23 protein-coding genes are annotated in these 25,136 nt (G+C 63.3%); 11 read left to right on the top strand and 12 right to left on the bottom strand.

All coding sequences use genetic code 11. The annotated features are described in order from the left end of the window. Nucleotides 1-2: 2 nt before the first annotated feature. Nucleotides 3-1,493: a carotenoid oxygenase family protein gene (locus RHO23_RS04800; RefSeq protein ID WP_423488743.1), complete on the top strand. Its 1,491-nt coding sequence runs from the start codon at nt 3-5 to the stop codon at nt 1,491-1,493. Here RHO23_RS04800 and RHO23_RS04795 read toward each other — a convergent pair. After that, the gene (locus RHO23_RS04795; protein ID WP_070917138.1) at nt 1,490-2,002 is read right to left on the bottom strand and encodes a MarR family winged helix-turn-helix transcriptional regulator; all 513 of its coding nucleotides are present in this window, start codon (nt 2,000-2,002) and stop codon (nt 1,490-1,492) included. The genes RHO23_RS04800 and RHO23_RS04795 overlap by 4 nt on opposite strands. 92 nt (nt 2,003-2,094) lie before the next feature. Between RHO23_RS04795 and RHO23_RS04790 the strand changes: the two genes are divergently transcribed. The 3 genes from RHO23_RS04790 to RHO23_RS04780 are packed head-to-tail and all read left to right on the top strand — an operon-like array spanning nt 2,095 to nt 6,281. Beyond that, nucleotides 2,095-3,072 (top strand): quinone oxidoreductase family protein, encoded by a 978-nt coding sequence (locus RHO23_RS04790; RefSeq protein ID WP_423488742.1) that lies wholly within the window; start codon nt 2,095-2,097, stop codon nt 3,070-3,072. Between the two features lie 57 nt (nt 3,073-3,129). Further along, complete coding sequence (locus tag RHO23_RS04785) at nt 3,130-5,613, top strand: glycogen/starch/alpha-glucan phosphorylase (RefSeq protein ID WP_070916274.1); 2,484 nt, start codon at nt 3,130-3,132, stop codon at nt 5,611-5,613. A 32-nt stretch (nt 5,614-5,645) separates the two neighbouring features. Next, nucleotides 5,646-6,281: a cysteine hydrolase family protein gene (locus RHO23_RS04780; RefSeq protein ID WP_423488741.1), complete on the top strand. Its 636-nt coding sequence runs from the start codon at nt 5,646-5,648 to the stop codon at nt 6,279-6,281. Between the two features lie 131 nt (nt 6,282-6,412). On the opposite strand, the gene RHO23_RS04775 is transcribed toward RHO23_RS04780, so the two are convergent. Continuing rightward, on the bottom strand, nt 6,413-7,552 hold the full coding sequence (locus RHO23_RS04775) for an acyl-CoA dehydrogenase family protein (RefSeq protein WP_057968481.1): 1,140 nt from the start codon (nt 7,550-7,552) through the stop codon (nt 6,413-6,415). 75 nt (nt 7,553-7,627) lie between these two features. Here RHO23_RS04775 and RHO23_RS04770 point away from each other — a divergent pair, with 75 nt between their 5' ends. After that, nucleotides 7,628-7,927 carry a hypothetical protein gene (locus RHO23_RS04770; RefSeq protein ID WP_070921716.1) on the top strand — a complete coding sequence of 100 codons (300 nt, stop codon included), beginning with the start codon at nt 7,628-7,630 and terminating at the stop codon, nt 7,925-7,927. On the opposite strand, the gene RHO23_RS04765 is transcribed toward RHO23_RS04770, so the two are convergent. The 4 genes from RHO23_RS04765 to RHO23_RS04750 form a co-directional block, all read right to left on the bottom strand. Then, entirely contained in the window at nt 7,924-8,955 is a 1,032-nt protein-coding gene (locus RHO23_RS04765; RefSeq protein ID WP_030095272.1) for a M4 family metallopeptidase, read from the bottom strand. The two genes, RHO23_RS04770 and RHO23_RS04765, sit on opposite strands and share 4 nt — an antisense overlap. An 81-nt stretch (nt 8,956-9,036) precedes the next feature. Next, nucleotides 9,037-9,300, bottom strand: coding sequence for a protealysin inhibitor emfourin (locus RHO23_RS04760; RefSeq protein WP_030095271.1), 264 nt, complete (start codon nt 9,298-9,300; stop codon nt 9,037-9,039). 10 nt (nt 9,301-9,310) lie between these two features. Then, nucleotides 9,311-10,345: a M4 family metallopeptidase gene (locus tag RHO23_RS04755; protein ID WP_423488740.1), complete on the bottom strand. Its 1,035-nt coding sequence runs from the start codon at nt 10,343-10,345 to the stop codon at nt 9,311-9,313. Between the two features lie 94 nt (nt 10,346-10,439). Beyond that, nucleotides 10,440-12,026: an ABC-F family ATP-binding cassette domain-containing protein gene (locus RHO23_RS04750; RefSeq protein WP_423488739.1), complete on the bottom strand. Its 1,587-nt coding sequence runs from the start codon at nt 12,024-12,026 to the stop codon at nt 10,440-10,442. A 187-nt stretch (nt 12,027-12,213) separates the two neighbouring features. Between RHO23_RS04750 and RHO23_RS04745 the strand changes: the two genes are divergently transcribed. Next, nucleotides 12,214-13,161: a hypothetical protein gene (locus tag RHO23_RS04745; protein ID WP_423488738.1), complete on the top strand. Its 948-nt coding sequence runs from the start codon at nt 12,214-12,216 to the stop codon at nt 13,159-13,161. Between the two features lie 2 nt (nt 13,162-13,163). On the opposite strand, the gene RHO23_RS04740 is transcribed toward RHO23_RS04745, so the two are convergent. Then, entirely contained in the window at nt 13,164-13,862 is a 699-nt protein-coding gene (locus RHO23_RS04740) for a hypothetical protein (RefSeq protein ID WP_423488737.1), read from the bottom strand. A gap of 113 nt (nt 13,863-13,975) precedes the next feature. Next, entirely contained in the window at nt 13,976-14,644 is a 669-nt protein-coding gene (locus tag RHO23_RS04735; protein WP_109398855.1) for a M15 family metallopeptidase, read from the bottom strand. Between the two features lie 50 nt (nt 14,645-14,694). Here RHO23_RS04735 and RHO23_RS04730 point away from each other — a divergent pair, with 50 nt between their 5' ends. The 3 genes from RHO23_RS04730 to RHO23_RS04720 all read left to right on the top strand — a co-directional run bounded on the left by RHO23_RS04730 (nt 14,695) and on the right by RHO23_RS04720 (nt 17,147). Then, entirely contained in the window at nt 14,695-15,726 is a 1,032-nt protein-coding gene (locus tag RHO23_RS04730; RefSeq protein ID WP_423488736.1) for a catalase family peroxidase, read from the top strand. Continuing rightward, nucleotides 15,726-16,256, top strand: a complete 531-nt coding sequence (locus RHO23_RS04725; RefSeq protein ID WP_070925733.1) for a cytochrome b — start codon at nt 15,726-15,728, stop codon at nt 16,254-16,256. The genes RHO23_RS04730 and RHO23_RS04725 overlap by 1 nt, the downstream gene beginning before the upstream one ends. Nucleotides 16,257-16,322: 66 nt before the next feature. Further along, entirely contained in the window at nt 16,323-17,147 is an 825-nt protein-coding gene (locus tag RHO23_RS04720) for a glycoside hydrolase family 16 protein (protein ID WP_030095263.1), read from the top strand. Between the two features lie 7 nt (nt 17,148-17,154). Here RHO23_RS04720 and RHO23_RS04715 read toward each other — a convergent pair whose 3' ends face one another. After that, on the bottom strand, nt 17,155-17,925 hold the full coding sequence (locus RHO23_RS04715; protein ID WP_423489171.1) for a S1/P1 nuclease: 771 nt from the start codon (nt 17,923-17,925) through the stop codon (nt 17,155-17,157). Nucleotides 17,926-18,049: 124 nt separating this feature from the next. On the opposite strand from RHO23_RS04715, the gene RHO23_RS04710 reads away from it, so the two are divergent. Beyond that, the gene (locus RHO23_RS04710) at nt 18,050-18,319 is read left to right on the top strand and encodes a hypothetical protein (RefSeq protein ID WP_070921707.1); all 270 of its coding nucleotides are present in this window, start codon (nt 18,050-18,052) and stop codon (nt 18,317-18,319) included. On the opposite strand, the gene RHO23_RS04705 is transcribed toward RHO23_RS04710, so the two are convergent. Then, nucleotides 18,316-20,676: an arylsulfatase gene (locus RHO23_RS04705; protein WP_423488735.1), complete on the bottom strand. Its 2,361-nt coding sequence runs from the start codon at nt 20,674-20,676 to the stop codon at nt 18,316-18,318. The two genes, RHO23_RS04710 and RHO23_RS04705, sit on opposite strands and share 4 nt — an antisense overlap. Nucleotides 20,677-20,866: 190 nt before the next feature. On the opposite strand from RHO23_RS04705, the gene RHO23_RS04700 reads away from it, so the two are divergent. After that, nucleotides 20,867-21,667, top strand: coding sequence for an RsiV family protein (locus RHO23_RS04700; protein ID WP_423489170.1), 801 nt, complete (start codon nt 20,867-20,869; stop codon nt 21,665-21,667). Nucleotides 21,668-21,704: 37 nt separating this feature from the next. Here RHO23_RS04700 and RHO23_RS04695 read toward each other — a convergent pair whose 3' ends face one another. Beyond that, nucleotides 21,705-23,642, bottom strand: coding sequence for an ATP-binding protein (locus tag RHO23_RS04695; RefSeq protein ID WP_423489169.1), 1,938 nt, complete (start codon nt 23,640-23,642; stop codon nt 21,705-21,707). Then, nucleotides 23,632-24,861, bottom strand: a complete 1,230-nt coding sequence (locus tag RHO23_RS04690; RefSeq protein WP_423488734.1) for a hypothetical protein — start codon at nt 24,859-24,861, stop codon at nt 23,632-23,634. Before RHO23_RS04690 ends, RHO23_RS04695 begins: the two co-directional genes overlap by 11 nt. Between the last annotated feature and the right edge of the window lie 275 nt (nt 24,862-25,136).

Raw genomic sequence — 25,136 nt, 5'->3', positions numbered from 1 at the left:
ACATGGAAATAGATCTACTTTCGGACGAGCACGTGCTCCCGGTCGATCGGGAGACAACAGCAACCGGCCTACAGGTCACCGGTGAGATACCGAAGTTCCTGAACGGACGTTACGTCCGGACCGGTCCCAATCCCCTTCCCGGGCAATATGACCCCAACAACTACTCGGTATTCGGTGCGACTGGCGACGGCATGGTGCACGGCGTGCGGCTGCGCGATGGCCGCGCCGAGTGGTACCGGAGCCGGTGGGTGCGCACGCCGAAGGTATCCAGACTGCTCGGCGAGAAGCCGAAACCGGCCAACTATCGGGCCGGTGTGACGACTGTGTCCCCGCAGACCAACGTGTTTGGTTTCGCCGGCAAGACGATCGTCAGCGCCGAGGGCGGTCTGGCGCCCTATGAGCTCAACGATGAACTCGAGACCGTCGGAACCTGCGATTTCGGCCGCACGCTGGAAGGCGGATACACCGGTCATCCCAAGCTGGATCCGGTCACCGGCGAGTTGCACGCGGTCACCTACCAACTCGTCGGACCGGCGGTGGCGCGTTATGTGGTGATCGGCCCGGACGGCACGGTGCGCAAGAGTGTGCCCCTGGACGTGCCGGGCAGGCCATTGCTGCACGACATCGCCCTGAGCCAGAACTACGTGATGATCTTCGACTGCCCGCTGGTGATCGACCTCAACCTCCTGACGCGCAAGGTCGCACCCGCGTCGGCACCGCCGTTCATCACCCGGATAGCGGCAGGGCTCCTCGGCCGCTTCGAACCGCCCGCGTTGCTCGGTCCGCTGGTGGCCCGCGCACCCCTACCCAAGACCGCCGAGGTTCCCCTGCGCTGGAAAGCCTCCCATCCCAGCCGAATTGGCGTGATCCCCCGCCAGGGACCCGCGACGGTGCGCTGGTTCGAGATCGAACCCTGCTATGTGTTCCACACCCTCAACGCACACGAAGAGGACGGCACCATCGTCATCGACGCCTGCCGGATCACCGGACCCGAGGACGACTCGGAGTACAACATCGCCGACGTGCTGGGGACGGGGCGTCCACGGCTGCACCGGTGGGAGGTCGACCTGGAGACCGGTGTGGTCAAGGAATCATGGACCGACGAAAGGCTCCAGGAGTTCCCCATGGTCGACCCGCGCCGGGTCAGCCTGCCGCACCGATACGGCTTCACCACGAGCGTCGGCGACACCGATATCGACACCTTGCAAAGCCTCGATGACGCCCGTGCCTCACTGATCCGTTACGACCTCACCGGCGGTGGCACCACCGAACACAAGCTGGAGGCCGGACACATACCCGGCGAGTTCTCGCCCGTGCCGCGTTCAGCGGACGCCGAGGAGGGCGATGGGGTGCTGATCGGATACGAGTATGACCGCAGCACTCAACTGAGCAACATGCTGATCGTTGACGCTCAGTCAATGGAAAAGATTGCGACCGTTCACCTTCCGGCGCGCATACCCTTCCAGTTCCACGGCAACTGGATACCGGCCTAGCCCTCGGCCGCCACGATCCGCACGCCGTCCCTACCGGAGGCCAGTAGGTCCTGCAGCACCTTCTCGACGACCTGCAGATCGGCATTACTGTAGCGCTGCAAGAAGTCGCGCACGCCATGCTCCATCTCCTCATGCAGGGTGCTGTGGACGTCGACGACGATGCCGCCGTCGGCGGTCAGGATGAGCTCAATCTCCTTACGGTTACCGGGAATCGGCACACGCTCAACCCAGCCCGCGTCCACCAGCCGCTGCACATGCTTGGACACCGTGCCCTTGAGCTGGCCCGAGCGCGCCGCCAGACCCACCACACTCACCGGCCCCTCGGCAATCGCCGCCAGCAGATGTAGCGACAGCGTCGGCAGCGTTCTGACAAGGTGCTCCATCCGGTGCGGGCACCTCTGCGCCATGAAATCGCGTTCGGCATCGGAATCCTCGTCCGGTTCGAACTTGTCCCCCACAGCACCCACCAGCGTGTTGATGCTGGCGATCAGTGCCGACTTGGTTTTCATGGAAACCATATTGCCATCCGGCGGCACGCGCCGTACATTGTTCATATGGTTTCGATGGAAACCATTTCTACAGAAACTTTGAGGAGCACGCCATGAAGGCAGCAGTCGTGCATGAATGGGGGCAGCAGCCCGCCTACACCGACTTCCCGGACCCGCAGCCCACCGACGGCACCGAGGTCGCCACCGTAGAGGCCTCGGCCCTGACCAACCTGACCCGGGCCGTCATCTCCGGAAAGCACTACAGCAGCAAGGAGATCAGCCTTCCCGCGATCGCCGGAGTCGACGGTGTCGCCCGGCTGGCCAACGGCAAGCGGGTGTACAGCGGATCGCTCGCACCGTACGGGATGATGGCCGAACGCACCGTCGTGTACCCGGCCGGTGCCGTCGAGGTGCCCGAGCACGTCGATTCGGTGACCGCCGCCGCGATCCCCAACCCGGGAATATCGGCCTGGTTGGCCCTGTCCCATGGCGCCGCCGTGCAGCCCGGCCAGCACGTGCTGGTGCTCGGAGCCACTGGAGTGACCGGCTCACTGGCGGTGCAGCTCGCGAAATCGGTGTTCGGCGCCGGGCACGTGACGGTCGCGGGCCGTAACGCCGAGCGGTTGAACTGGCTGCGCACGGTGGGAGCCGACGATGTCATCACGCTGGGCAGCGATGACCTCACCGAGAGCATCACGACGCGGCACGCGGCGCACCCGTTCGACGCGGTGCTGGATTACTTGTGGGGCTCCCCCGCCGAGCAGACCCTGAATGCGTTGGCGGCCAGTCACCCGTCGGCGCATTTCCATGCCACCCGCTTCGTGCAGATCGGCGCGATGACCGGGGAGACAATCAGTGTGAATGCTTCCACCTTGCGCAGCACCGGCATCACGTTGTCCGGTGTCGGGATCGGCAGCGTGCCGCCCGAAGCCCTGATGCGGGCGCGCGCCGAGGCCTTGCCGAAGCTGTTCGCCATGGTCGACGGCGGTGACCTGCAGCTACAGACGCTGGCCCGGCCGCTGGCCGATATCGAGACCGTTTGGGCGGCAAAGGAGCCGTCCGGAGTGCGGGTGGTGGTCACCCCCCAGTAACCTGCCGGTCGCCTATTTCCGGTTTTCCCGTGCGCCATTCGATGGCACGGTGTTGACATGACGCACTCCGCCGAACTTGACCATGACGAGCACTCCCGCACCGGCCTGAATGCCGACACTCTGCAGAGAGCCATCATCGATCATCTGCGGTACTCGATCGGGCGTCCGGCAAGCGTGCTCACCCCCGCGCACTACTACCGCGCCCTGGCGCTCGCGGTCCGAGATCGCATGCAGCAGCGCTGGATTGCCAGCATGCAGACCTACCTGGACCTGAGCCGCAAGGTGGCGGTGTATCTGTCGGCGGAGTTCCTGATGGGGCCGCAACTGGGCAACAACCTGCTGAACCTGCAGATCGAGCAGCAGGCTCGCGATGCCCTCTCGGCCCTGGGCCAGGACCTCGACGAGGTGCTCGAGTGCGAGGAAGAGCCGGGCCTGGGCAACGGCGGCCTGGGCCGGCTGGCGGCCTGCTACATGGACTCGCTGGCCACCCTGGATCGCCCCGCGATCGGCTACGGCATCCGGTACGAGTACGGGATCTTCGATCAGGAGATCCGCGACGGGTGGCAGGTCGAGAAGACCGACAACTGGCTCGACAACGGAAACCCTTGGGAGATTGCCAAACCCGACCTGAACTTCATCGTCGGGTGGGGCGGCCACACCGAGCAGTACCTGGACGAGGACGGAAACTTCCGGGCGCGCTGGGTCCCGCAGCGCTTCCTCAAGGGCATCCCGTACGACACTCCTATCCAGGGCTACGGCGTGAACACCTGCAACACGCTGACGCTGTGGAGCGCCCGCGCCGTGCAATCCTTCGAGCTGGACGCCTTCAATGCGGGCGACTACTACAAGGCCGTCGAGGACGAGGTGTCCTCCGAAACCGTCACCAAGGTGCTCTACCCCAATGACGAACCCGAGGCCGGTAAGCGGCTGCGGCTGCTGCAGCAGCACTTCTTCGTCTCCTGCTCGTTGCAGCGCGTGCTGCACATCCTGGAAGATGTGGCCGAACGCCCGGTCAACGAGCTCGCCGAGCAATTCGCCCTGCAGCTCAACGACACTCACCCGTCCATCGGCGTCGCAGAGTTGATGCGGCTGCTGGTCGACGAGCGTGGCCTGGGCTGGGACGAGGCCTGGGAGATCACGGTGGCGGCCTTCGGGTACACCAACCACACCCTGCTGCCCGAGGCGCTGGAGACGTGGCCGCTGGGACTGTTCGCCGAATCGCTGCCCCGGCACCTGGAGATCATCTACGAGATCAACCGCCGCTTCCTGGACGAGGTCCGCTCCCGCTTCCCCGGTGATGACGCCCGGGTGCGGCGCATGTCGCTCATCGGCGAGGAGGGCGGCAAGAGTGTGCGGATGGCGCACCTGGCCACCGTCGGGAGCCACGCCGTCAACGGAGTGGCCGCGCTGCATTCGGAGCTGCTCAAGGAGAGCGTGCTCAAGGACTTCTACGAGCTGTGGCCGGAGCGGTTCAGCAATAAGACCAACGGGGTGACACCGCGCCGGTTCCTGGCGCTGGCCAACCCGGGCCTGCGCGAGCTGCTCGACGACGCCATCGGCGAGGGCTGGATCTCCGACCTGGAGCGGCTGCGCGAGCTGGAACCGTACGCCGAGGACTCGTCGTTCCGGATGCAGTGGCGAGAGGTCAAGCGCCTCAACAAGGCCCGGCTCGCCGAGTACGTGCTGGCGACCACCGGGGTGGATCTGGATCCCAACTGGATGTTCGACATCCAGGTCAAGCGAATCCACGAGTACAAGCGCCAGCACCTCAACGTGCTGCACATCGTGACGCTGTACCACCGGCTCAAGCAGAACCCGGAGCTGCGGATCGCCCCGCGCGCCTTCATCTTCGGTGGCAAGGCCGCACCCGGATACTTCATGGCCAAGCGGATCATCAAGCTCATCAACGCGGTGGCCGAGACCGTCAACAACGACCCTCACGTCAGCCAGTTCCTCAAGGTGGCGTTCCTGCCCAACTTCAACGTCAAGAGCGCGCACCTGATCTATCCGGCAGCCGATCTCTCGGAGCAGATTTCGACGGCGGGCAAGGAAGCCTCGGGCACCGGCAACATGAAGTTCATGCTCAATGGGGCGCTGACCATTGGCACGCTCGACGGCGCCAACGTCGAGATGCGCGAGGAGGCCGGCCCCGAGAACTTCTTCCTGTTCGGGCTGACCGTGGACGAGGTGCAGCGCCTGGTGCACGAGGGATACCGGCCGGAGGACTTCGTCGAACTCAACGACGAACTTCGCGCCGTGCTGGATCTGATTGCCAGCGGCCATTTCTCGGGTGGAGATCCGTCGGTGTTCGCGCCGATCGTGGACTCGCTGCGTAGCCACGACCCGTTCCTGGTGCTGGCCGACTATTCCTCGTACATCGAATGCCAGCAGCGGGTGTCCGACGCCTGGCACGACGTGACAGCGTGGACGCGGATGTCGATCCTCAACACCGCACGCGGTGGCAAGTTCTCCTCGGACCGAGCCATCGCCGAGTACTGCGAGCAGATCTGGGGCGTGCAGCCGGTCACCGTGCAGGTGTAGGCACTGCCGGGTTGGGCATCTAGTGTTGGGGAGTGACAAGCTTCGTCGCTCCCCAGTGGGACAGTTCAGCTTTGGTGGTCATCGATGTGCAGGCGGAGTTCGTCTCCGGCGCCATGGCGGTGCCCGGGACCGCTGATCGAATTCCCGCGCTCGGTCGGCTGATCGCGGCCTTCCGCCAGGCCGGTCGACCGATCGTGCACGTGGTGCGGCTCTATGTACCGGGCGGCACCGACACCGATCTGCCCCGTCGCGCAGACATTCTCGCCGGCCTCGAGGTTGCCGCACCCGGCACCGACGGTTCCCAGATCCCTACCGAGTTGCTGCCACACGAGGCTCAGCTGGATTCAGAGCTGCTGTTGGCGGGCGGGTTTCAGGAAGTCGGCCCCGCGGAGCACATTGTGTTCAAGCCCCGCTGGAGCGCCTTCTACCGGACCGAGCTGGAGCAGCACCTGCGTGACCGGGGTGTTTCGACCGTCGTGGTGGCGGGCTGCAATCTACCGAACTGCCCGCGCGCCACGCTGTTCGACGCCTCCGAGCGGGATTACCGCGCGGTGCTGGTCGAGGATGCCACCTCGCAGGTCACGCCCGAGCGCCTGCACGACCTGACACTCATCGGAGTGAACGTCTCCGACGTGGCGTCGGTGGAACAGGAGCTGGCGCGGGTCTGAGGGCGCCCATGGATTCCCGGGACATGTCCCCAGTGCCCGCGTCTATGCGACAACTCTCGCGGCGGTCCCGGTTTGTCGCATAGACGTGGGCACGTAGAAAGGCCTTTCTCCGCTCGATTCCCCGCTCAGCCTCAGGAGAATCCGTCGATCTGGGACAGCACCCGCATCATCACCTCGTCGGCGCCGCCGCCGATGCTGAGCAGACGCTGATCCCGGAAGAACCGCGACGTCCACGTCTCGGTCATGTACCCCATGCCGCCGTGCACCTGCAGGCACCAGTCACCGGCCTCGCGAACCAACGGTCCGGCGGTGAGCTTGGCGATGGTGACCTTGCGGGTCACGTTCTCCCCCGCCATGTACCGGCCGGCGATGTCGCGGTTGTAGACCTCCAGCATGTCGGCCCGCGCGGCCAGCCCCGCGTACTGATAGGCCAGATGCTGATTCTTGGTCAGTGGCTTGCCAAACACGTGGCGCGCCAACGCGTATTCCTTGGTGCGCTGCAACGCCCTGTTCACGCTGGCGGGTATGCCGTAGGCGCCGAACATGCGCTCCATGACGAACTGCGACATCTGCTGCTGGAACCCGCGGCCGATCTCGCCGATGGTGTTGGACACCGGCACCCGCACGTCGTCGAAGGTGATCAGACCGGTGTCGGAGGCGTGCATGCCCAGTTTGTCGAGCTTGCGCACCTGGTACCCGGGCGTCTTGGTGGGGACGATGATCTGGCTCATCCCCGCGTATCCGCCCTCATCGGAGGTGCGGGCCAGCACGCACAGCCAGTCGGCCTGAACGGAGTTGGTGATGAACATCTTTGAGCCGTTGATCACCCAGTCGTCGCCGTCGCGGCGGGCGTGGGTCTTGATACCGGCCACATCGGATCCGGCGTCGGGCTCGGTCACCGCGATCGCGGCGATCTGCTCGCCCTGCAGCGCCGGAGCCAGGAATTCGCGCTTGAGCTCGTCGGTGCCGTGCTTGTGCAGCGAGGGCGTCGCCATCGCAATGTGCACTCCGAAGGCCATCGGGAAAGAGCCGTGGTCCACCCGGCCCAGTTCCTCGGCCAGCACCAGCGTGAAGAGGTGATCGGCGCCCTGTCCGCCGTATTCGGGGTCGTACTCGAGGCCGACCAGCCCCAGTTTGGCCATATCGGCGATCACGTCGTGCAGCGGCATCATCTGCTCGCGTTCCCACTCGTCGACGTGGGGGTTGATCTTCTCTTCGATGTACCGGCGGACGGTACTGCGGAAATCGTCGTGCTCGGACGAGAACGTCATCGGTCTCTCCTTCATGGGATGTGAGGTCCCATCTTGCCTCAGCCGAGCGAGCTAACATGGTGGAGGAGGTTCGTCATGCGGTTCGCAGCAGTGGTGGTGTCGGCGGTGATGGCGCTGTCACTTGCGCCGATGGCGGCCGCGGACCCCAACTGGCCGGTGGCCGGATCCGGCTCGGCCAGCGAAACCATCTCGGCGCTGGAAAGTCAGGGGTACGAGGTCCAGATCAACTGGGTGAACGGCAACACCTTGACCCCGCTGGTGTACTGCACCGTCAACGGGATCAACAACCCCGACCGCTCGGGCACGCAGGTGAAAGCCAATACGACGGTGTATGTCGACGTGTCCTGCCCCAACTACTGGGATGTGGGCGACTAAAGCCCGACCTCGGTCCAGGCCTCGTCAACTGCGCTCGCGGGTGAGTCGGCGCCGGGGCGGGCGGCCGCGATCTGCCGGGTGAGTTTGGCGAAAGCCTTGAACGTCATGTTCTTGCGGGCCTTCGGGCTGGTCAGCGCCTCGTACCAGACCGTCCCCACCGCTTCCCAGGATTTGGCGCCGTGTTTGGTCGCCGCCAGGTAGAACGCGTGGTTGGGAATGCCGCTGCCGTCATGCGGATCACTGCCGGGCACATAGTCGCGATAGTGAGCCGGTTGCGGCGAGAGGCAGTGCTCGGCAGCGGGATCGGCGAGATCCCGCAGGCAGGTGTAACCCTTGGCGAGGGCCCGCGGACCCAGGATGTCCTTGCCGATCAGCCAGTCGGCCTTATCCGCGCTCTGGCCTGCTTGCCACTGCCGGAACATCGAACCGAAGACATCCGAGACACTCTCGTTCAATGCCCCGGCCTCGTTCTCGTAGTTCAGACCTGCGGTGAATTGTGTAACCCCATGTGTGAGTTCATGACCGATCACATCGTTGGCCTTGGTGAAGTCCAGAAACAACTGCCCGTCACCGTCGCCGTAGGCCATCTGCGAACCGTTCCAGAACGCGTTGGCGTACTTGACGCCGTAGTGGACCGACGAGATCAGCGTCATGCCGGCGTTGTCAACGGAGTTGCGCCCGAAGCACTCCCGGTAAAACCGCACGACGTCAGCCGTTTCCGTGAACGCCCGCTGGACGGTGGCGTCCTTGGATGTGGCCGGATCGGCCACGGCGACACCCGGCAGCGAGGTGGTCTGCCGGCAATCGAACACCGGCGTTTCGGGAACCTTGGCCAGTGCCGTGATGGCGGCGCTGATGGTGTTGCCGCTTGCCGTCCGGGTGGCTCGCGTGTGCGCATTACGCAAGGTACGCCAAGACAATTCGGATGCCGCGGTGTCCAGCAGCGCGACCCGTGAGTCTTCGGCGATGTCACCATCCTCAGCCAGTCGCGTCAGTACGGCCGGGGGGATGATGAAACGGTTGCACATTGCGAATCAGCCTACCCGGCAATGCGGATGCCCGCTCGGCGCGAGCGGTGAACTGTCAGGTCCCGCCGCGTCAGCCGTCCGTCAGATTCGCTCTTTGACGACCTGCCGAACGGCGTCGGGCAGCAGACTTTCCGGGATGGCCCGCGTGGTCCGATCAGACCCGCTGACCCGGGTCACCGTGTAGGTGAAGCGGTCGGCACCCGGGTCGCCCGGAAGCGACCCGGGGCTGTCCAGCAGTCCATCCAGTGCACGTCGCGCCTCGGGGTCCAAGCTCTGGTCAGTACACGTACCGCTGGCCGGAAGCCCGGTGAATCCGCCCCGTCTGTCGATGAGGTACTCCACCATGACGGCGACGCTACAGCCCGACCGCGGTCCACGCGTCGTCAATCGCCTTATGCACTGATTCGGCGGCCGCATTGGCTGCGGAGATCTCCCGCGTCAGGTTCGCGAAGGCCTTCATCTTCATGTTGGGACGGGCTTTCGGGCTGGTCAGAGCCTCGTACCAGACGGTGCCCACGCCCTGCCAGGAGTAGCCGCCGTGCTTGGTCGCCGCGAGGTAGAACGCGTAGTTGGGGATGCCGCTGCTCTCATGCGGGTCGCTGCCGGGCACATAGTCGCGATAGTGCGACGGCTGTGGTGCCAGGCTGTGCCGGGCGCCCGGATCGGACATGTCGCGCAGGCAGGTGTAGCCCTTGGCAATGGCACGCGGACCCATGATGTCCTTGCCGATCAGCCAGTCGGCTTGGTCGACCGTTTGTCCGGCGCTCCACTGCCGGAACATCGATCCGAACACATCCGACATGCTCTCGTTGAGACCACCGGCCTCGTTCTTGTAGAGCAGTCCCGCCGTGTACTGGGTGACACCGTGCGTAAGCTCGTGGCCGATCACGTCGTTGGATCCGGTGAAGTCGACGAAGATCTCACCGTCCCCGTCGCCGTAGGTCATCTGCGAGCCGTTCCAGAACGCGTTGGAGTAGTTCACGCTGTAGTGCACGGAGGACACCAGGGTCATGCCTTCGTCGTCCACGGAGTTGCGCCCGAAGCAGTCCTTGTAAAACTTTGCGACCGATGCGGTTTCGGTGAACGCGTGCTTGGCGGAGGCATCGGTGGAGGTGCCCGGATTCGCGATCGTGATGCCGGGCAGTGAGGTGGTGTGCTTGCAGTCGAACACCGGGGTGCCGGGCGCGGTGGCCAGTGCCTTGGCTACTGCGACGAATGCATCGGCCCGGGCCAGCAGCCCGGCCTGGGTGGCCTCGGTGTGCGCGTCGCGCAATGTGCGCCAGGCCGTTTCGGATGCGGCCGTGGCGGCCAGGGCCGTGCGCGAATCGTCGGCGACGCTGTCATCGTCGGCCAATCGCAGCAGGACATCTTGGGGGATAATGAAACACATCGTGAGTCTCCTTGACATGGCCGCGGGTGCGCGGTTCTGGAACATGGCGAGCTCAGCGTGCGTGTGAAGTAACCCTCCGGACGTGCGTACCGCACTACCCGATTTCCGGTTCCGTCCTCCAGTCCGTCTGCACGGCACCGATGTCGTCAAGGAATCCAAGGTCGTGGCCGGCCACCACCAGGGCGCCCCGGTACTCCCCCAGCCCCGACACCAGGGCGTCGTAGGAGGCGAAGTCCAGGTTGTTGGTGGGCTCGTCGAGGAGTAGCAGCTGCGGCGCGGGGTCTGCCAGCAGCACCGCCGCCAGCGTCGCCCGGAACCGTTCACCACCGGACAGCGCACCGACCAGCCTGTCGGCGGCATTGCCGCGGAACAGAAATCGCGCCAGCCGCGCGCGGACGGCATTCATGTCGGCATGCGGAGCGCGGAGCGCCACGTTGTCGGCGACACTGAGCGCATCATCGAGCAGGTCAAGGCGCTGCGGAAGTAAGCCCAACGGAACATGCACCGTCACAGTGCCTTCGGCGGCCGGGATACTTCCCGCAATGGTGTGCAGCAGCGTGCTCTTTCCTGAACCGTTGGGCCCCACCAACCCCACCCGCTGGGGCCCACGCAGATCCAGATGTGCGGCTACCCCGTGGCGCAGCACCAGGTTGTCGGTGCTCAGGACCACGCGCCCGGAGGGAACCTCGGTGCCCGGCAGGTCGATGCGGATGGATCGGTCGGCACGCAGCCGGGTCTGCGCCTCATCGAGCGTCTCGCGGGCCTTGTCCAGCCGGTCGGTCTGGGTTTGTTTGAGTGCTGCCGCCGATTCCTGTGCGGCCCGCTTGCGCAGCCCCATCACGATCTTGGGTTCGCGCTTGTTGGCCTGCATCTTGGCGCCGTAGCGGCGCCGCTGCGCGATCACCCGTTCGGCTTCGGCCAGGTCGCGGCGCTCACGGCGTACATCGGCTTTGGCTGTCGAGATTGCCTGCGCGGCAGCCTCCTGTTCGGCGGTGATCGCGGCCGCGTAGTCGCTGTATCCGCCGCCGTACCAGGTGACGACGCCCTCGCGCAGATCGCCGATGCGTTCCACGTACTCCAACAGTTCACGGTCGTGGCTGACCACCAGCAGCGTGCGCTGCCAGGACGACACCAGCTCGTACAGGTGCCGACGGGATTCACCGTCGAGGTTGTTGGTCGGCTCGTCGAGCAGCAGGACGTCGGGGTGCCGCAATAGCAGCCGGGCCAGACCGAGCCGGATCACCTCACCACCGGACAGATCTCCGAGCGTGCGGTCCAGCACCGCCGCAGGTAATCCGAGCCGGTCCAGCTCGGCACGCACCCGTTCGGCCAGGTCCCAGTCATCGCCGACCGTGTCGAAGTCGGCTTGGTCGGTGGACCCGTTCTCGATGGACGCGATAGCCGTCAGCACCGGCGTCAGACCCAGCAGATCAGGTACCGACTGGTCGGCTCGGATGGTGAGATCCTGTGGCAGATAACCGATATGGCCCGAGGTGTGGACCATCCCCGACGTCGGGGTTAGCTCCCCCGCGATGAGCTTGAGCAGTGTGGACTTGCCGGAGCCGTTGACTCCGACCAGCCCGGAGCGGCCCGCCGGAACCAGCATGTCGAGTCCGTCGAGGACGACGGAACCGTCGGGATGTGTGTAGGTGAGGGCGTTCGAGGAGATGACAGCAGACATGGAGTGGACTTCCTGTGAGGTGGGGTCGCCGAAATCGCGCGATGGCGCGTCGGCGCAATGCCAGACCTCACAGATCCATGTCGTACCTTTCGTCGGGGGCGAGGACGCCAGCCAGGTTAGGCGCAGCAGGCTTGGGCGGCAAGGGAATTTTCCTCCCAGGTCAGGGCGTCGCGCGTAGCATGCTGCCATGCCGGCCGATGCAGCGTCGGAGGAGCCAGCGCGTCAACCTGACGATGCGCCGGGAAAAGTTGATGCCCCGGCCGATGAGGACTCGCCGGATACGGTGTCGATCCTTCGCCCCGTCATCGCCGTGATCACCACGGTGGGAACACCGTTGACGATGATCACCGCGCTGCTGCTGTATTTCGGTTGGGCACGCAGCGATGCGCAGTCCCGGTGGATGGGCATCGAGGTGAGCCTGTTCCGCTTCACCACCCAGGACTACGTGCTGCGCAGCATCAGCACCCTGTATCTGCCGATCCTGGCGTCGGCGGTCATCGGAATCGTCTGGCTGGCAGCGCATCGCGCGGTGACCGACAAGATTGATCGCGACGGCATGAACGACGCGATCCGGGTGATCTGCCGGGTGACCATGCTCGGAGGGCTGGGCATCGCCATCCTGGGCGTGGTGCTGCCCGCATTCACACGCACCTGGGAACCCGGGACGGTGGTGTGGCCGCTCATGATCGCGATCGGCACGGCACTGGCGGTGTACGGCAGACATTTGAGCCGCCGGGGGCAGGAACACGCGCGCCCCCGCCATGCCATTGCCCGTCCCCCGGATGTGCTGGAGGCCGTTCTCGTCGGCATTGTGATTGCGGCAGCGATGTTCTGGGCCGTGCAGGGGTACGCCGACATCGTCGGGCGGGGGTATGCGCAGCGCTACGAGGACTCGGTGTCGTCGCTGCCCCGCGCGACGGCGGTCAGCGAGAGCCCGTTGGGTATCGATTCGCCCGTGGTGCGCACCGAGGAGATCACCACCGGGCCCAAGACGCTGTACCGCACCACGGGATTACGGCTGCTCGCCGAGTCCGGGGGCCGGCTGTTCCTGATGACCGAGGGGTGGACCGTCCAGAACGGCAGCATCATCGTGCTGGACGAGGACGATTCGGTGCACTGGCAGTTCTCGCACTGACCTCACCGCGTCGATGTGGTGGTTGTCGTACTCGAGGTGGTCGTGGATGAGGTCGTGCTCGATGTTGTGGTGCTCGATGTCGTGGAACTGGTTGTGGAGGAATCGTTCTCGTCCGGGGGGACGAAGCTGTTGTTGTCCTTCGAACATGCCGTCCGTCCGTCGGTCTGTGGGTACGTCAGCTCGGGCTGGCGTCCCGGGTTCTGCTCATGCCAGGTAAGGAGCTTGCTGACCATGGCAGCGATGGTGTCGTCGACGCATTGGGCCGGTCCGATCTCGACACCCGCACCACGCGCGGCGAAGGCCGTGGCCGCGACATCCCATTGGCTCTCTTCGCCGTTCACCGCGGCCCGGCATACCCCCACCGCCGCCTCGTAGAGGTTGCCTTCGGGTTTCTGGACATTCTTGAGGCTGTCGCAGTCGTGTTTGAGGAAGTAGACGTAGACGTCCCAGCCCGGCGTCGGGAAGGCAGGGTCCTTGGGCCCGTAGGGCACCCAGGCGAGTCCGTCGTCCGTGGGGGTCTTACCGGAGCTGGACGACCCACCGCCGCCGCTACTTTCGTGCGAACCACCGCCCTCGTGGGTGATCGTCGTCTGATCGGTGACGGTCTGCGTCACGGTGCGGGTGACGGGTTCCCCGGTACCGCCGCAGGCCACCAGGAGAGAACCCGCGAGCACCGCGAGCGGAATCGGCGATGCAGGCATGACAACCTCCCAGCGGGATCGTTCGACCCGAAAAGGAAATTACTCCGGCAGAGCGGCATCGCACCGGGTACTGGACTACTCAATTTCTCCCGAGTAGTGGAACAACCGTGTGGTCAGTTGACGGGAGCGTTGAGGAACGGGCGTCCCTCACCGGCTCCGGGGCCGTCGAAGTGCCACCACTCCCCCGAATACACCTGCAGGCCGCCCGCCTGCATGGCGCCGCGCAGGCGGGCACGGTTGGCCTGCTGATCGGCGCTCACCCCGTCGGTAGCGTAGGCCAGGGAGCGCGGCGAGAAATCGTCGAATCCGGTGCCCATATCGACCAGACCGCGCGCGTTGGCCAGGGTGACATCCACCGAACGTCCGGCCTCGTGGCTGCGGGCGTACTGGCCGGGCTTGGCAACCCAGTTCGGATTAGGCACCACCTGGAACATGCGGACCTGCACCTCATGCGGGCGGTAACAGTCCCAGAAGACGAGCCTCTCGCCGTTGGCGCGCAGGGTGTCGGCGGCGGTCTTGAGGCCGGGGGCCATCGACTCGTGCACCAGGCAGCGGGCGTTGGCCGGGTACAGCTGCACGCCGGTGAAGTTGTTGGTGGTGGCGTAGCGCAGATCGATGATCGCGTCGGGGACGACGCTGCGCACGTCCAACAGTCCGGCAGCACGCGCGGCATCGCTCACTGGCGGGATGTCGGGGTCAGCGCTGGCGGGCGCGACCTGACCGAGAGCACACCCGAGACCGAGGGCGGCGTATCCGAGACCGAGGATGAGACGCTTCATCATCGTTTCATTGTCCTCGGTGTGCTCTCAGATTCGCGTATTAGGCTCGTTTCGTGGTCGAACGCAAGCTGGACCGGCGCATGTTCGTGGGTCTGGTCGCCGCCGGCGCCGTCACCGTGACGGGACTGGGTGGCTTCCTGGCTCTGGAGGGTCGTGGCGGGCTGCGGCTGACCGGGCGCTCCTTCATCGACCTGTTTGAGGCGACCGGCGGAAAGTTCGTCGGGTATCGGCGCAATCACGCCAAAGCTCTTGCGGTGTCGGGCCGTTTCGAAAGCAACGGCGCGGGCGCAGAGGTCTCGTCGGCTTCGGTCTTCGTCGAGGGTGTGCATCCCGTCGTCGGACGGTTCTCGGTGGGCGGGCAGAACCCGCACCAGCCGGACACCGGGTCTGGACAGGCACTGGCCCTGGAGTTTTCGCTTCCCGGCGGTGAGCAGTGGCGCACCGCGATGGCGGCCGCGCCGGTGTTCATGGCGCCGACCCCCGAAATGTTCTACGGGCTGCTGGCGGCGCGGAGTTCAGGCAAGGACGCTGCGGCGGCATTTCTGCGGGATAACCCGCCTGCGGCGGCCGCGCAGAAGCTGATCGAGGCGGCGCCCAAGGCGTTGTCTTTTGAGACCGCCACCTACAACAGCCTCAACACATTCATTCTCGTCAACAAGGACGGTGCCCGGATACCCGCACGGTGGCGGGTGATTCCCGACATAGACGAGTCCGGCGCCCCGGTGAAAAACGGACCCAATTGGATGTTCGAGGCGCTGGCCAACCGGGTGCGTCTCGGTGAGCTGCGATACCGGTTGGTGCTGCAGGTCGGTATGCCCGGTGTGGATCCGACGCACGACCCGACGCTGCCGTGGCCACCTGATCGTGAGCAGATCAACGTCGGAACCCTGGTCCTCGGGCACGCCATCCCCCAAGAGCAGGAACGTATTCGGGATACCAACTTCGATCCCACGGTGTTACCCAACGGAATTGAGATATCCGATGATCCGATCCTCACGGCGCGCGCGGCCGTCTATGCGGAGTCGTTCCGGCGCCGTGCGCGGGAGACTCCCGCGCCGGTGGAACAGTTCGGGCAGGACATGTGATGACTGAGTCCACGGGTGTCGAGCGTTTCGGACTGGCGGCGCAGCTTCTGCATTGGCTGATGGCGGTTTCGATCATCACGATGTTGGTGCTGGGCGCGCTGCTCGTCGGATCACTCGGCGACTATCCGGTGGTGCTGGCCTGGCACAAGGCCGTCGGCGTGGTGGTGTTGGTGCTCGCGGTGCTGCGCGTCGGGAACCGGATCTGGCACAAGCCGCCGCCGATGTCCTTGGCGCAGCCGGAACGATTCATCGCAGCGGGTTCCGAGCTCGCGATGTACACGCTGTTCCTGGCGCAACCGGTGATCGGATGGGCGCTGGTATCGGCGTCCGGGGTTCCGGTGACGATCGCCGGACTGCATTTTCCGTCGATCGTGCCGACCAGCATCGGGTGGTACGGCGTGCTGCGCGAAGCACACGCGTGGGTGGCGTACGCGTTGCTCGCCTGCATAGTTGCCCACGTCAGCGCGGTGCTGTTTCACACGATCGGGTTGCGGGACGGATTACTCTCCAGAATGCTTCCGCGCCACTAGCAGCCAAAATAGGCGGGGCTGCGTTCATCGGCGGGTTTCAACCATTATCGTTTCGGGGTGCCCGAAATGGATCGCCGTAAGTTGATACTGACCATGGGCTTCGGCATCGCCGCAGCCGCCCTGCCCCTCCCGACGGCTCAGGCCGACCCGGGACGTAGCCCGGCGGCGCCGCCCGATGCCCAGTCCAGTGGCTTTGTCTTCCGCGACGAGTTCGACGGCCCTGCCGGTTCGGCCCCCGATGGTTCCAAGTGGGTGGCCGCCAAGTTCCGCGAGAAGATCAAGAACCCGGTGTTCTGGGACCGCCCCGAAAACATGGGTGAGTACCGCGACAGCCGCACCAACATCTTCCTCGACGGAAAATCCAACCTGGTGATCCGCGCGACGAAGGAAGGCAACAAGTACTTCAGCGGCAAGCTGCACGGCACCTTCCGCGGCAGCGTCGGTCACACCTTCGAAGCGCGCATCAAGTTCAACTGCCTGACTGACGGCGCATGGCCGGCATGGTGGCTGCTGAACGACAACCCCGAGCGCGGCGGCGAGATCGACCTTGTGGAGTGGTACGGCAACCGTGACTGGCCCTCGGGCACGACGATCCACGCGCGCCTGGACGGCACCTCGTTCGAGACGTTGCCGATGCCGGTGGACAACAACTGGCACACCTGGCGCTGCACCTGGACCGATGCCGGGCTGTACTTCTGGATGGACTACCACGACGGCATGGAGCCGTACCTGACGGTCGACGCCAATTCCCTTGATGATTGGCCGTTTAACGACCCGGGCTACACCCTGCAGCCGATGCTGAACCTGGCGGTTTCCGGTTCCGGTGGTGGCGATCCGTCGGGTGGTTCCTACCCGGCCGAGATGCTCGTCGACTACGTGCGGGTCTGGTAGATCCGCTCTAACTCAGCGTCTCGTTGATCAAGCGCGCCAGGCGATCACCGGCCAGGCGCAGCTGCGCCTCGGCGATCGGCCGGTACTGGTTGGTGTAGTCGGTGCCGATGGTCGAGGTGTTCGGGTACACGCCCACGGCAATGTGGCAGGTGTCCTGCGCCCAGTCGACGGGATCGGCGCTGCCGAGATCGGGTGCGGGAAGCGCCTGGATCAACTGGGTGTACTGGGTGTCGTTGAGGCCGCGGGTGTTCAGTAATCCGCTGTCCCACACCGAATGCAGGTTGGTGGAGCGGCCGTTGTAGGTCAGCGGGATGTCGTTGCCGCCGCGGTCGCGGGCGTAGGCATCGTGCATCGGCTGGTGGATATCGCCGACGAAATGCACGACGAACTTCAGCGCCTCTTGGCGTTCGGCATCCGTTTTGGAGGTGTCGCCCAGGATCGCGGTCTGGTTGCGAATGGCCTCGATGACGTTGTTGCCGTTGTCGCCATTGATCGCGGGCACGTATTGGCAGTTGTTCTCGGCGATATCGGCGTAGTGCCAGGGCGCGGTGTTCGGCCGGCTGGGGCGCACCTGATCGGCCCAGTTGGCCACGCCCGCGAGCGTCGGGGTGGCTTGTCCGGCCAGCAGGCGCGAGACCTCGGCGCGGGCGGCGGGCGTGAGCTGCGCATCAGCGACCGCGCCCACGATGCTGTGCCCTTGTGGGCCCCACGCGGAAGCCAGCGGTGCGGTCACGAGCAGCAGCGCGGCGGCAACCACCAACGCGCCAAACTTTTTCATCACCGGTCCACGGTGACACAGTGTGGCCGCGATGGCGCAAGTAGACACCTACTCGTTCTGTGAGTTCACCGTGTCGTCAAGTTGTGGCTGCCCAGAGCGTGCGCTGGCGCGTAGCATCCGATTCGTGAGCATCTGGCGGCGTATCGATGGCAAGCACACCGGTGTTGGTCGTGACGAGCCGGTGGCCGAGTGCGGTCAGGAAGTCGCCGAGGCCGCCGCCGCGGCACCTGGCCCGATCTACATCTGGGATGGCGCTACGCCCGAGGACCGCCAGGGCGGATTCGCGATCGACGAGTACCACCCCGGTTCGGCGGTGACCGCGCAGATCGTGATCGAGTCCGCGAAGAAGCCGCCGTTCGGTGAGTGGGAGCAGCTCACCGACTGGCCCGCCTAGTCTTTGGCGAAGGCGATCGCGAGCTTCTTCTCCAGGTTTTCGTAGGGCTCCCCGGAGATGTCGACGACCACTTGGGCGATGGCGCCGCCTGTGAAGGCATAGGGCGCCTTGTAATCCGAGGACACCGCCGAGCCGCTGTTGCGCCCGATAGACAGGCTGGCCCCCGCGAGACCGAATGTGCCCGGGTGGATTTCGACGGCACTGAGCGATCCGACGACGTGTTCGTCGATGAAGAGGGTTACGTCGCCGAGCGGGGTGTGGCTGCCCGCGGCGGTGCCGGTCTTGGCGAAGCGGGCTCCGAGCACGTGGGCGCCTAACGGCACCGCAGCGGCGGAGGAGACCTTCTGCTCCTTCTCGCCCATGAAGTTGTAGATGTAGTGCAGTCGTCCGTCCTGGATGAACAGCACGTGCCCGCCGTGGGCGCCGCCCTGTTTGAAGATGACGCCCTCGGCCCCTGAGTCCGCAGTCACCTCGGCGAGGATCGAAAAGGACTGTCCGCGAATGTCGACGGCGGCGCCGATACCCAGCTCGGCGGTGTTCGGGTAGTAGGTGAAGGATTTGCGCTCCCCCACCAGGTAGGGCCGCCACCGGGTGAGGGTTTCCAGGATGTTCAGGTCGGCCAGCGGCAGGCCGTTGTACTTGGCGGCCTCGTCGAACCAAAGTTGTATGAGCTCTTCGAGTTTGTCCGGGTGCGTGTCCGCGAGGTCGTGGCATTGGCTGCGGTCGGATTCGATGTGGAACAGCTCCCAGCGGTCCTTGTCGAAGTGCGACCAGCCCGACGGGGTGGCGGCGTGCACTGTGTTGGCGAACCAGCCCTTATGCCAGATGCCGCGGGTGCCGAGCATCGTGTAGAACTGCGTGTCCTTTCCGGTGTCGGCGGCCGGATCTTTCAGCGCCGCGGTGAAACTTATGCCGTCGAGCGGTTTCTGGGTGATGCCCTTCACGGTGTCGGGCGGGGTGATGCCCAGTAGGTCGTAGATGGTCGGGGTGATGTCGCTGACGTTGACGTAGGTATCGCGGACTTCGCCGTGCGCGGCGATGCCGTTGGGCCAGCTGATGATTGCGGTGTCGGCAATGCCACCCTCATGCGAGGCGTAGCGCTTGTACAGCTTGTACGGGGTGTTGAAGGCCATCGCCCACCCGATTGGGTAGTGGTTGTAGGTCTCGGTGCCGCCGAGGTTGTCGTAGAAACGCAGGCTCTCCTCGACGGTGTCGATGTAGCCGTTGAAGAACTTGACCTCGTTGACCGAGCCGTTGGGGCCGCCCTCACCGCTGGCGCCGTTGTCGGAGATCACCACGATGATGGTGTTATCGAGCTGACCCGATTCTTCGAGGTAATCCAGGACGCGGCCGATCTGGTCGTCGGTATAGCTCAGGAATCCGGCGAAGACTTCGGCCATGCGGGAGAACAGGCGCTTCTCTTCGGCGGTGAGCGAGTCCCAGGGGCGCACGGTGTCTTGCAGTGGCCAGGGTTCGCCGTTGGGTCCCTTGACGTCCAGATACGGGTTGACGGGCGACAATTCGGTGTCCGATGGGACGATGCCGAGCTTCTTCTGGTTCTCCAGCACGATCTCGCGGTAGAGCTCGTAGCCCATGTCGAATTTACCGGCATACTTGTCGGCCCATTCCTTGAAGACGTGATGCGGGGCGTGGCCGGCTCCAGGGCATACGTAGGAGAACCAGGGCTTGCCGGGAGCGATCACCTTGGCGTCGCGGATGAATTCGATGGTCTTGTCGGCGATGTCCGTGGACAGGTGGTAGCCGTCCTCCGGGGTGGCGGGCGGCTCGACGGGGTGGTTGTCGTAGACCAGGTCCGGGTACCACTGGTCGGTCTCACCACCCATAAAGCCATAGAAGCGCTCGAAGCCTCGTGAGAGTGGCCAATGCCGTTTGGTGGCGGCCAGATTCGACTCTTCCAGCGGCGTCAGGTGCCACTTGCCGACGCAATAGGTGTTCCAGCCCTTTTCGGCGAGCACCTCCGAAAGCAGCGCGGTGTCGAAGGGTATGCGGCCACTGCAGTTCGGGAAGCCGTCGGTGAACTCCTCGATGGTGGCCATGCCGACGGTGGTGGCGTTACGGCCTGTGAGCAGGGAGGCACGGGTCGGTGAGCACAACGCGGTGGTGTGGAACTGCGAGAGGCGCACGCCGCGCTCGGCGATGCGGCTCATGGCGGGCATCTCGACCAGGCCGCCGAAGCAGTCCCAGGTGGCGATGCCGGTGTCGTCCCAGACGAGGTACAGGACGTTGGGCGCGCCCTCGGGAGCAGTTGGGGCGGCATACGGAGTCCAGTCGGGTTCGGAATCCCTTATGTCCAGCGCGATTTTGCCATTGAATCCGGACTCTGGTGATCCCGCCATGGCTGCTCCCTCGTAGGGGTTCAAGATCCAAGAACAGTGTGATCGTAGCGAGGTCACAGGCCTGCTGAGAGGGCTTCCATTCGATTATCAGAAGCTTCAAAGGTGCAGGTCGGTTCGGTGGCTCAGTTCTGCGGTCCGGGCACTTGGTTCACTTTGCGAAGTTAGAGTGCATTACGTGTTCTCTTTACCCATGCGCTCGGTGAGCGTGGCCGTGCTGGTCACAGGCGCGGCCATCTTCGGTTCTGCTGGCGTAGCGGTGGCGGCGCCGCACGATTACTGCGCCGATCTCAAGGGCAATAACACCGGCACCACGTGTGAGATCCGCCTCTCGGACCCCGCGTACAGCGTCGACATCACCATTCCGCTGAACTACCCGGAACAGAAGCCGATCGCCGAATATGTCGCCAAGACGCGTGATGCGTTCCTCAACACGGCCAAGTCCAATACCGCCCGCAGCACGCCGTATCAGTTGAGCATCAAGCCGACGGCATACACGTCGGCGATTCCGCCGCGCGGGACGCAGACCGTGGTGTTCAAGGTGTACCAAAACACCGGGAGTACGACGACAACGTTCAAGGCGTACAACTGGGATCAGAGCTACCGCAAGCCGATCCTCTACACGGTGGCGCAGGACGACAAAGACAGTGCTCCGCTGTGGCGGGTCGATGATCCGCTGAAGACCGTCGCGCCGATTGTCCAGGCTCAACTGCAGCAGCAGCTGGCACCGCCGCCGGTGGCGACCCCCACGCCGACGACAACCTCGGGCCAGCCGACTACCACCACGTCGACGACAACTACGACGCCACCGCCTCCCCCGCCGCCACTGCCATTCTCACCCGCATCGCTGTACAACCCGTCGAACTACCAGAATTTTGCAGTGCTCAACGATGGGGTCATGTTCTTCTTCGACCAGGGCGCGATACTGCCCGACTCATATGGCGCGTTGCAGGTGCTGGTGCCCCGGTCGGCGATCGACCCGATGATCGCATAGACGTTTCAAGATGGGCAGCAAGGTATTTCGCTGACTCCTATTGCAAAACGGAAGCCGCCCCTGAAAGTGGTTGCCACTTGTCGTTGAGGGTCATTGTCTTACTGTTCGGCTCGTAAGGCGGAGCTAGTGCAGAGACTCCGACTATCACTGGCACTTGAGCTGAAACGCCAGACAGGACGCATGTACCGGTTGGCAGTATCGGCAAGGACTCGAAGGACACCTTGTCCAGGTATGAAACCGCCTTCTCTATGGCATGGATGTCAAGGTTATTGACGAGTCGATGCAGGAAGTAGTTGTGAAGTTGCGAGACGATGGTGTCGGAGATGTCGTGGGGGCGTTGACTTGCGATCGTTAGGAACACACCGAACTTCCTCCCTTCTTTCACGACCTCTTCGAAGGTCTCGAGGCGGTAGTCCTTCCAACCCTCGTTCTCTCTGGCCGACGAGGTTGAAAGAATGTTGTGTGCCTCGTCGATGATGATGTTGAGGTACTCGCCGTTCTCTGACTTCTTCTTGTCGTCGTACAGCTGCCTGCAAAGAAGCAGCGGAATCACCTTCTTCATATCGAGGTTTACGTCTCGCAGAGAAATTATCGTCAACGGTCTCCGAATGAGCCCCTTATTGCTGACCTTCAGAAGCTTCTTGATAGCCGGCATCCGCGTCTCCAACCGTTTGATGACGGGTCCGATATGCTCACGGTTCGCGAATCCCCTGAAGATATCAGAGTAGTACTGGATTACAAGCTTGAAGCGGATGAGATTCATATGCTTCACCAGATTGAACTGAAGATCCATTGTTTCGATACGACCGAACGTCAGATCACGGAACGCCTGGTCGTCATTAGGCTCGTTTGCCCATATAGTAGTCCACCCAGACTGTCTGAAATAAAAGGTCTTATACTTATTGTGGTAACCGAGGTTGGCGTGCAATTCGTCGGCGTAGTCGGTAAGTTCCTGAGGGGCATCTTTACCTAGCGCCAGCGCGATCTCTTTCAAGAAATGGTTTATCGCTCCACGGTCTTGAGGTGTTTCACCGCTCTTGATAGCACTATGGATTAGGTAAGCTATTTCGCTTTTAAGAGCTCCATCGTCTTTGAGTTTATCGTCCCAGAAACTTGTCTGAAGCGTGCGTTGTATGAACGGTGCTTGAGTCTTCTCAGAGGCGTCGAGGAGAACTGACCAAAACACTGGGTCTTCGGCCGTCTTCTTGGAAATAGGGAGGCGATCCTTGCCCTTTCCGCGGGTGGAAAGAATGTATTCACACTTCAAGTTGGCATCAGTGATCACTGACGTAGACCGATGGTCTTCGGTCACATCGGTGTTGTTGATATATTCACTGTTGAAGTCGATCAGTACGAATTTGGCTTTGCCTCTGAATGTCTCTGAATCCTTATACTGTTCGAACAGCTGATGGTAGATCGCAGCGAGGGTGTACGACTTTCCGCTGCCGGTATTGCCGAAGATTCCGACATGGCTGGCAAAAACCGCATCGACGCCGACCTTAACTTGCTGGCCCTTTTCCATGGCCAGACTGCCGATTGTGAGAGCGACGTCGTCGGGTCCGACGAAGCTGTGGATCTCGTCAAACTCTGCCCGGGTGAGAAGAAAGCAGTCGTTGTTTGTTAGTGGTAGTTCCCTGACTCCTCGCCTGAATCTTCCGGCCCGGTCGAAGTAGCCGAGCAGGCTCACGGTCAAGATTCTGTCGACGTGAGACCTCTTACTGCTGTAGAAACCGCCCGCTTCGCTATCTTCTGTGACAACCTCACCGTCGACCTTGGCAATTATGTCGTAGAAACCTTTGGCGATCTTTACGTAGCCGCCCACTGAAACATTTCGCAGAGTCTTGCCTTGGTAGAGTAGGTGCGAGCCGTTCTTAGCCTTGTCAACCCGGATTCGCACAGTGCGGCCGTTGATTTCGACGACTTTCCCAATTTTGAAGACGGATAGCTCTTGAAGTTCGAGGTCTCTACTGATCATCGTCACGCTCCAAGGGTGCGGCAATCTTGAGTCGGACGTCTACGACGCTGTCCGCTTTGCGAGGCGCCTTGGGGAGTAGCGGCTCGAAGAAGGCCTTTGTGATGCTGCGAAGGGTGTATGTCTCCTGATCTTCCGCATCATACGATTCCGGCGGTCCTAGCACGAGAATGTTGCCGTTGGCTGCAAGGTCCGCACTCAAGCGATCCTTGAGAACTTGTACTTCACTGGAATGGTAGGCGAACACAATGACCTGGAGGGTGGGGTTAGTTCGGGCTCCCCGGATAATGAGCTCGCGGATGTGCTCATCTCTGCAGGAGAAGCCAATGACGAACAAGACACTGTTTTCCTTCTCCATAGTGTTAGAAAAAATACGGAGAAGATCGTAGTAGTTTTGATTCAGGACGGTCAGGCCAAACTTATCCTTAGTAGGGTTAACAATAGCAAGCTTCTCATAATTCGCCATAAAGGATTCAAGTAAGACACGTTGACTAGCGTCCGGCTCCTCCGCATTACTGAGAAGCTCCTCGATATTGGTCTTCTTGTCTATCTCATATAGAACTTGATCCGCTTCTTTCAGTTTCCCTCTAATAAGATCGAGCAGCGCAGTGTTGGAGTTGAAAACTATCGCATCCCTTGTTTCTTGCCCAAAGCCGATACTCCGTGTCGCCCAACTTGTGGAGCCGTGAAGCTTGATGAGGTTGAACGCCGGAACCTCCGCGAGGTTGTCGTACTGAAGGCTGCGGCGGGACTTGACGGTACCGAAGTTGCTAGCGCTGAAAAGAGGGAGGTAGCGCCCAGAGAACCCGTCGTTCAGTTCGAGCTGAAGCTCCTCACCAGCAACCTCAGTAGCAAGGTCAATGTTCGTCGTGAAAAGACTGACCTGCTTGTCCAGGATTGAGCTCCGGCGGCGCACTAGAAGCGTATTCAAGGTCCGCAAGAAGCTGCGGTATGTGTCCAAGACCGCTTCAGCTCCGGCCTGCTCGGAAACAACGCTCGTGTTCGGGTCGATGACTCTCTCGAAGAAGTAGGCGTAGACCGAGGCGCGAACTCGTTTGACCGTGGAGCCGTCAGCGCCGTGATCTTGAGCAAGATACGTGAGCCAGTTCTCCACATCACCGAGGGGCTCGAAGAGATCCGCAGACGCACCCGCCCCCAGCAGGAAGCTGAGGTGAGCGTCCTGAACGATGTCACGCAATTCCTCGACGTTGATGTGGCTCACGCTGTCCATAGTTCAACCTCGCTTTCCGAAGTCACTATGCCTGCAACTAGGGCCGAGGCGTTCGGCCGACACGATTCGAATACGGTTACACCCTGTCTCCAGATCCCGATGTGCTAGAGGCTCGAAGCATGTCACCGCATCCCGTAACGGCGCGGGCCTACTGGAAAGTGCTGATGGACAACGCGTCCAGCCTGGTCGCTGAGAGGCACCTGCCTTGTTCGAGCGAGGTTCCTGCGCAGGCCCATTCTTACGGTCCTAGCCCAGGAAGAGCTCGG

This window comes from Mycobacteroides sp. PCS013 (assembly GCF_049532645.1).
Lineage (GTDB): Bacteria > Actinomycetota > Actinomycetes > Mycobacteriales > Mycobacteriaceae > Mycobacterium > Mycobacterium gwanakae.
Note: the sequence above shows the minus strand (reverse complement) of the source record. Positions and strands in the feature narration are given on the sequence as shown.